This is a genomic window from Pseudomonas sp. 21615526, from assembly GCF_013386245.1.
Taxonomy (GTDB): domain Bacteria; phylum Pseudomonadota; class Gammaproteobacteria; order Pseudomonadales; family Pseudomonadaceae; genus Aquipseudomonas.
Map to the genome: position 1 here is coordinate 1 of NZ_JACAOM010000132.1, position 7,262 is coordinate 7,262.

Genomic DNA, 7,262 nt, shown 5'->3' on the forward strand with positions numbered 1-7,262 from the left:
GCTCCCACATTTGATTGCATGCATTCCGATAGAACTTCTCCACCCGCCCCCGCCTCATAATTAACAAGCCCACCTCCACGGCACGCCCATGGACCTTGTTATCGCCCGGCCCGAAGGCCTCTACTGCCCCGCCGGGGATTTCTACATCGACCCCTGGCGCCCGGTGGAACGTTCGGTCATCACCCACGCCCACGGCGACCACGCCCGCACCGGCAACCAACACTACCTGGCCGCCGCCCCCGGCGAAGGCATCCTGCGCTCGCGCCTCGGCCAGGACATCAACCTGCAAACCCTGGCCTACGGCGAAAGCCTGCGCCACCACGGCGTCACCTTGAGTTTCCATCCCGCCGGCCATGTCCTCGGCTCCGCCCAGGTGCGCCTGGAATACCAGGGTGAAGTCTGGGTCGCCTCCGGCGACTATAAAGTCGAGCCCGACGGCACCTGCGCGCCGTTCGAACCGGTGCGCTGCCATACGTTTATCACCGAATCGACCTTCGGCCTGCCGATCTACCGCTGGCAGCCCCAGGCGCAGATTTTTGCCGGGATCAACGACTGGTGGCAGGCCAATATCGCCGCCGGCAAGGCCAGCGTGTTGTTCTGTTATTCCTTCGGCAAAGCCCAGCGGATTCTCCACGGCATCGACGCCAGCATCGGCCCGATCCTCAGCCATGGCGCGGTCGAACCCTTGAACCGGGTGTACCGCGAAGCTGGCATCTATATCCCTGAAACCCTCTACGCCGGCGACTTCAAAAAGACCGACCCTTTATTGCGCCAGGCCCTGATCATCGCCCCGCCCTCCGCCGGTGGCAGCACCTGGATGCGCCGCTTCGGCGACTACAGTGACGCCTTCGCCAGCGGCTGGATGCGCCTGCGCGGAACCCGGCGTCGGCGCGGCGTGGATCGCGGCTTTGTGCTCTCGGACCACGCCGATTGGCCCGGACTGTTATGGGCCATTGAGCAAACCGGTGCCGAGCGGGTAATGGTCACCCACGGTTCTGTGGGCGTATTGGTCAGGCACCTGCGAGAAAAGGGCCTGGATGCCCAGGGATTCACCACCGAATACGGCGATGACGAAGAGGAGGCCACGTCATGAAAGCCTTCGCCGAGCTGTACGCCAACCTCGACGCCACCACCTCCAGCAACGCCAAGCTCGCCGCCTTGCAGGCTTATTTCCTACAGGCGCCCGCGGAAGATGCTGCGTGGGCGGTGTACTTTTTATCCGGCGGCCGGCCCCGACAACTGGTGCCCACCCGGTTGCTGCGGGACATGGCCACCGAAGCCGCGAGCATTGAGCCGTGGCTGTTCGAAGAGAGTTATCAGTCGGTAGGCGACCTGGCGGAAACCATTTCCCTGCTGTTACCGGAATCGCCCCACACCTCGGACGATGGTCTGGCCGTGTGGCTGGAAGAAAAACTCCTGCCCTTGCGTGGCCTGCCGCCAGAAGAACTGGCAGAACGCCTGCCCGCGTTGTGGGCACAGCTGGATCAGCCGAGCCTGATGCTCTGCATCAAGCTGATCACCGGCAGCTTCCGGGTCGGTGTGTCGAAGTTGCTGGTCACCCGCGCCCTGGCCGCCATGGCCGGGCTGGACAGCAAACGCGTGGCCCAGCGGCTGGTGGGCTACACCGACCTGTCGAACCGTCCGACGGCCGAAGGCTACTTGAAGCTGATTGCCGCCGAATCGTCCGACGAACACGCCCAGCGTGGCGGGCAGCCTTATCCGTTTTTCCTGGCCCATGGCCTGGCCCAGCCGGTGGAGCAGTTCGATGCCTTGCTCGGCTCCCCTGCTGACTGGCAAGTGGAATGGAAGTGGGACGGTATCCGCGCACAACTGGTCAAGCGCGAAGGCCGCTTGTGGATCTGGTCTCGGGGCGAAGAACTGGTCACCGAGCGCTTTCCGGAGCTTCATGACCTGGAAAACAGCCTGCCCGATGGCACGGTGATCGACGGCGAAATCGTGGTGTGGAAGGACTCGGTGCAACCCTTCGCCCTGCTGCAACAGCGTATCGGCCGCAAGACCCTGGGCAAGAAAATCCTCGAAGACGCGCCGGTCGCCGTGCTCGCTTATGACCTGCTGGAACACCACGGCGAAGACTGGCGCAACCACACCCAGGCCGAACGCCGGGCGCAACTGGAGCTGGTGGTCAGCGACTGCGACCAGCCAACGTTGCGCACGTCGCCAGTGCTGATCGGCGATAGCTGGCAAGACTTGGCAGAGCAGCGTGAGGCGTCCCGCAGCCTGGGCGTGGAAGGCATGATGCTCAAGGCCCGGGACGGGCTCTACGGCGTGGGCCGGACCAAGGACATGGGCGTGTGGTGGAAGTGGAAAGTCGACCCGTTCAGCGTCGATGCGGTGTTGATCTACGCCCAGCGCGGCCATGGCCGGCGCGCCAGCCTGTACAGCGACTACACCTTTGCGGTGTGGGACGGCCCGCCCGGTACTGAGCGTACGTTGGTGCCGTTCGCCAAGGCGTATTCGGGGCTGACCGATGAGGAAATGCGCAAGGTCGACGCCATCGTGCGCAAGACCACCGTGGAGAAATTCGGCCCGGTGAGCAGCGTCACGCCGAGCATGGTGTTTGAACTGGGTTTTGAAGGGATTGCCCTGTCCAAGCGGCACAAGAGCGGAATTGCGGTGCGTTTCCCGAGGATGTTGCGCTGGCGCCAGGACAAGGCCGTCGAGGAAGCCGACAACCTGGCGACCCTGCAGGATTTACTGGCCTGACACGTCTCTCACCAACGCCACCGATCAATGTGGGAGCGGGCTTGCTCGCGAAGGCGGTGTGTCAGTCAATACATGTACCGACTGATCCACCGCATTCGCGAGCAAGCCCGCTCCCACATTTGAAAACCTCACACGCCCCAAAATAATGCATAGATTGATCAATGCCCATTTTCGGGCATTTCCTACTGGCACAACTCCTTAATCTCACCTTTTAAAACGACCATTCGGAACTATGGTGCAGAAATTGCTACTTGAGTCCGGTCTGACACCGTTCAGTAACAGTCCTAACCGCGCCACAAGCGCTTATCTTGGTTTCCAGGGATTACATAATGAAAAAAGCATTGCTGACCCTTTCTGCACTGGCTCTGTGCATGGCCGCCGGTTCCGCGCTGGCCAAGGAATACAAGGAATTGCGTTTTGGTGTCGATCCGTCCTACGCGCCGTTTGAGTCTAAAGCCGCTGACGGCAGCCTGGTGGGCTTCGATATCGACCTGGGCAATGCCATCTGTGCCGAGCTGAAGGTCAAGTGCAAGTGGGTCGAAAGTGATTTCGACGGCATGATTCCAGGCCTCAACGCCAACAAGTTTGACGGCGTGATTTCCTCGATGACCGTGACCGAAGCCCGTGAAAAGGCGATCGACTTCTCCAACGAGCTGTTCTCCGGCCCAACCTCGCTGGTGTTCAAAAAGGGCGCGAACTACTCCACGCCTGAGTCCCTGAAGGGTAAAACCGTGGGCTACGAGCAAGGCACCATCCAGGAAGCCTACGCCAAGGCCGTACTGGACAAGGCCGGTGTCACCACCAAGGCCTACGCCAACCAGGACCAGGTGTACGCCGACCTGACTTCCGGCCGCCTGGACGCTTCCGTGCAGGACATGCTGCAAGCCGAACTGGGCTTTTTGAAGTCGCCAGCCGGTGCTGACTACGAAGTCAGCAAGGCCATCGACGATCCACTGCTGCCGTCCAAAACTGCGGTCGGTATCAAAAAAGGTAACAAAGACCTCAAGGCCTTGTTGGATAAAGGTATCAAAGCGTTACACGATGATGGCACCTACGCCACCATCCAGAAGAAACACTTTGGCGATCTGAACCTGTACAGCGGCAAATAATGCCTGGGGCGCCCTTCCTCTGGAGGGGCGCTTTTTTATCGCCATAGGTCCTGATTTATGTTCGAAGATCTTTTGCAAACCCTGGGGCTCAGTGCCTTCAGCTTGAAGGGTTTCGGCCCGCTGTTGCTGCAAGGCACCTGGATGACCGTCAAGTTGTCGGTGTTCTCCCTGGCCGTCAGCGTGTTGCTGGGCCTGCTCGGGGCTACTGCCAAACTGTCCAGCCTGCCGTTCCTGCGGGTTCCCGCGCAGATCTACACCACCCTGATTCGCGGCGTGCCCGACCTGGTGCTGATGCTGCTGATTTTCTACAGCCTGCAAATCTGGCTGACCAGCTTTACCGACTTTATGGAATGGGACTACATCGAGATCGACCCATTCAGCGCCGGGGTCATCACCCTGGGCTTTATCTACGGTGCGTATTTCACCGAGACCTTTCGCGGCGCGATCCTCGCCGTGCCCCGTGGCCAATTGGAGGCCGCCACGGCCTACGGGCTCACGCGTGGCCAGCGGTTTCGCTTCGTGACCTTCCCGCAGATGATGCGCTTCGCCCTGCCGGGCATTAACAACAACTGGTGCGTGATGCTCAAGGCCACCGCCCTGGTGTCGATCATCGGCCTGGCCGACCTGGTCAAGGCCGCTCAGGATGCCGGCAAGAGTACTTATCAGCTGTTCTATTTCCTGGTGATCGCCGCGTTTATCTACCTGTTGATCACCAGCGCGTCCAACTTCGTCCTGCGCCGCCTCGAACGGCGCTACTCCGCAGGCTCCCGGGAGGCAGTGCGATGATCGAACTTATCCAGCAATACTGGCGCCCCTTCCTTTATAGCGACGGCCAGCACATCACCGGGCTGGCCATGACGATGTGGCTGCTCAGCGCGTCGATCTTCATCGGCTTCCTGGTATCGATCCCGCTGTCCATTGCGCGGGTGTCGCGCAATCGCTGGGTGCGCTGGCCGGTGCAGTTCTACACCTACCTGTTTCGCGGCACGCCGCTGTATATCCAGCTGCTGATTTGCTACACCGGGATCTACAGCATCGCGGCGGTTCGCGCGCAGCCGGTGCTGGACGCGTTCTTTCGTGATGCGATGAACTGCACGATTCTCGCCTTCGCCCTCAACACCTGCGCCTACACCACGGAGATTTTTGCCGGGGCGATCCGCAGCATGGCCCACGGCGAAGTCGAAGCGGCGAAAGCCTACGGCCTCAGCGGCTGGAAGCTGTATGCCTACGTGATCATGCCGTCGGCCCTGCGCCGCTCGCTGCCGTACTACAGTAATGAAGTGATCCTGATGCTGCACTCGACGACGGTGGCCTTCACCGCGACCATCCCGGATATCCTGAAAGTCGCCCGGGACGCCAACTCGGCCACCTACATGACCTTTCAATCATTCGGTATCGCTGCGCTGATCTACCTGACCGTGACCTTTGCCCTGGTCGGTCTGTTTCGTCTGGCGGAGCGTCGCTGGCTGGCCTTTCTCGGCCCCAGCCACTAAGGAGCCTTCATGCGTCATCAGATTCATCCACTTGTGGCGCCGGTGCCGGGCACGGAGCGACAAATCCACAGTTTCCACTTCGGGCCGGAGCAGGCCGAAGGCAAGGTCTACATCCAGTCGTCACTGCACGCCGACGAATTGCCGGGCATGCTGGTGGCCTGGCACTTGAAGGCGCGCCTGGCGGAGCTGGCTGCGGCCGGCAGCCTGCGCAGCGAGATCGTGCTGGTACCGATCGCCAACCCGACCGGCCTGGAACAGGTGTTGATGGACATCCCCCTGGGCCGCTACGAGCTGGAAAGCGGGCAGAACTTCAACCGCCTGTTTGTCGACCTGTCCGACGAGGTTGGCAATCAAGTCGAAGGCCTGCTGGGAGATGATCCTGCGCACAACGTCGAACTGATCCGCGATGCGCTGACCATGGCCCTGGCGGCGCAAACGCCCGTCACACAACTGGAATCCCAACGCCTGGTGCTGCAACGCCTGGCGTGTGATGCCGACATGGTGCTGGACCTGCACTGCGACTTCGAAGCCGTTGCACACCTGTACACCACCCCCGAGGCGTGGCCCCGGGTGGAGCCGCTGGCGCGCTATATCGGTTCGGAAGCCAGCCTGTTGGCCACCGACTCCGGCGGGCAGTCATTCGATGAATGCTTCACGCTGGTGTGGTGGCAATTGCAACAACGGTTTGGCGAGCACTTCCCGATCCCGATGGGCAGCTTTTCGGTGACCGTCGAGTTGCGCGGCCAAGGCGACGTCAACCACGGCCTGGCCAGCCTCGACTGCCAGGCGATCATCGATTACCTGATTCACTTCGGCGCAATCAGCGGCGAGCCGGCACCGCTGCCGGAATTGCCCTACCCCGCCACACCGCTGGCGGGCGTCGAGCCGGTGGCCACACCCGTGGGCGGCTTGCTGGTATTCAGCGCGCTGCCTGGGGAATACGTGGAAGCCGGGCAACTGATCGCCGAAATCATCGACCCCATTTCCGACCGCGTAACGCCAGTGCATTGCCGCAATGCCGGGCTGCTTTACGCTCGTTCGCTGCGGCGCATGGCCACTGCCGGGATGGTCATTGCCCATGTCGCAGGCACTGAAGCCTATCGCAGCGGCTACCTACTTTCGCCTTGAGGATGCACGCCCCATGTACAAATTGACCGTTGAAGGCCTGCATAAAAGCTATGGCGACAATGAGGTGCTCAAAGGTGTCTCGCTCAAGGCCAGGACCGGTGATGTGATCAGCTTGATCGGCGCCAGTGGCTCGGGCAAGAGTACCTTTTTGCGGTGTATCAATTTTCTTGAACAGCCGAATGACGGCGCCATGACGCTGGATGGGCAGCAGATTCGCATGGTCAGTGACCGCCATGGGATGCGCGTGGCGGATGATGCTGAGTTGCAGCGTCTGCGTACGCGGTTGGCGATGGTGTTTCAGCATTTCAATCTGTGGAGCCACATGAGTGTGCTGGAGAACATCACCATGGCGCCGCGCCGGGTGCTGGGTTGCAGCAAGAAGGACGCCGAGGATCGCGCTCGCCGGTATCTGGACAAGGTTGGGTTGCCGGCGCGGGTGGCCGGTCAATATCCGGCGTTTTTGTCGGGTGGCCAGCAACAGCGGGTGGCGATTGCCCGGGCGCTGGCGATGGAGCCGGAGGTGATGCTGTTTGACGAGCCGACTTCGGCGCTGGACCCGGAGTTGGTGGGTGAGGTGTTGAAGGTGATCCAGGGTTTGGCTGAGGAAGGCCGGACGATGATCATGGTGACCCATGAGATGAGCTTTGCGCGCAAGGTGTCGAGCCAGGTGCTGTTTTTGCACAAGGGGTTGGTGGAGGAACAGGGTGCGCCGGAGGATGTGCTGGGTAATCCGAAGAGCGAGCGGTTGCAGCAGTTTTTGAGTGGGAATTTGAAGTAGCCCGCAGGGGTTGGGTGTATATCCGTTATT

The 7,262-nt window shown here is 61.3% G+C and carries 7 protein-coding genes; all 7 read left to right on the forward strand.

What is annotated here, in order from left to right:
* Window positions 1–88: 88 nt before the first annotated feature.
* The 7 genes from HX786_RS27920 (at window position 89) to HX786_RS27950 (ending at window position 7,232) form a co-directional block, all read left to right on the forward strand.
* The gene (locus HX786_RS27920) at window positions 89–1,093 is read left to right on the forward strand and encodes a ligase-associated DNA damage response exonuclease (RefSeq protein ID WP_003213671.1); all 1,005 of its coding nucleotides are present in this window, start codon (window positions 89–91) and stop codon (window positions 1,091–1,093) included.
* Window positions 1,090–2,724: an ATP-dependent DNA ligase gene (locus HX786_RS27925; RefSeq protein ID WP_178912886.1), complete on the forward strand. Its 1,635-nt coding sequence runs from the start codon at window positions 1,090–1,092 to the stop codon at window positions 2,722–2,724. The genes HX786_RS27920 and HX786_RS27925 overlap by 4 nt, the downstream gene beginning before the upstream one ends.
* Before the next feature lie 329 nt (window positions 2,725–3,053).
* Window positions 3,054–3,833, forward strand: a complete 780-nt coding sequence (locus HX786_RS27930) for a transporter substrate-binding domain-containing protein (protein WP_177023308.1) — start codon at window positions 3,054–3,056, stop codon at window positions 3,831–3,833.
* A 57-nt stretch (window positions 3,834–3,890) separates the two neighbouring features.
* Complete coding sequence (locus HX786_RS27935) at window positions 3,891–4,619, forward strand: ABC transporter permease (RefSeq protein ID WP_102606225.1); 729 nt, start codon at window positions 3,891–3,893, stop codon at window positions 4,617–4,619.
* Entirely contained in the window at window positions 4,616–5,326 is a 711-nt protein-coding gene (locus tag HX786_RS27940) for an ABC transporter permease (RefSeq protein WP_003209532.1), read from the forward strand. Before HX786_RS27935 ends, HX786_RS27940 begins: the two co-directional genes overlap by 4 nt.
* A gap of 9 nt (window positions 5,327–5,335) precedes the next feature.
* On the forward strand, window positions 5,336–6,454 hold the full coding sequence (locus HX786_RS27945; protein WP_178912887.1) for a succinylglutamate desuccinylase/aspartoacylase family protein: 1,119 nt from the start codon (window positions 5,336–5,338) through the stop codon (window positions 6,452–6,454).
* Between the two features lie 13 nt (window positions 6,455–6,467).
* Window positions 6,468–7,232 carry an ABC transporter ATP-binding protein gene (locus HX786_RS27950; protein WP_008432141.1) on the forward strand — a complete coding sequence of 255 codons (765 nt, stop codon included), beginning with the start codon at window positions 6,468–6,470 and terminating at the stop codon, window positions 7,230–7,232.
* The last annotated feature ends 30 nt before the right edge of the window (window positions 7,233–7,262 follow it).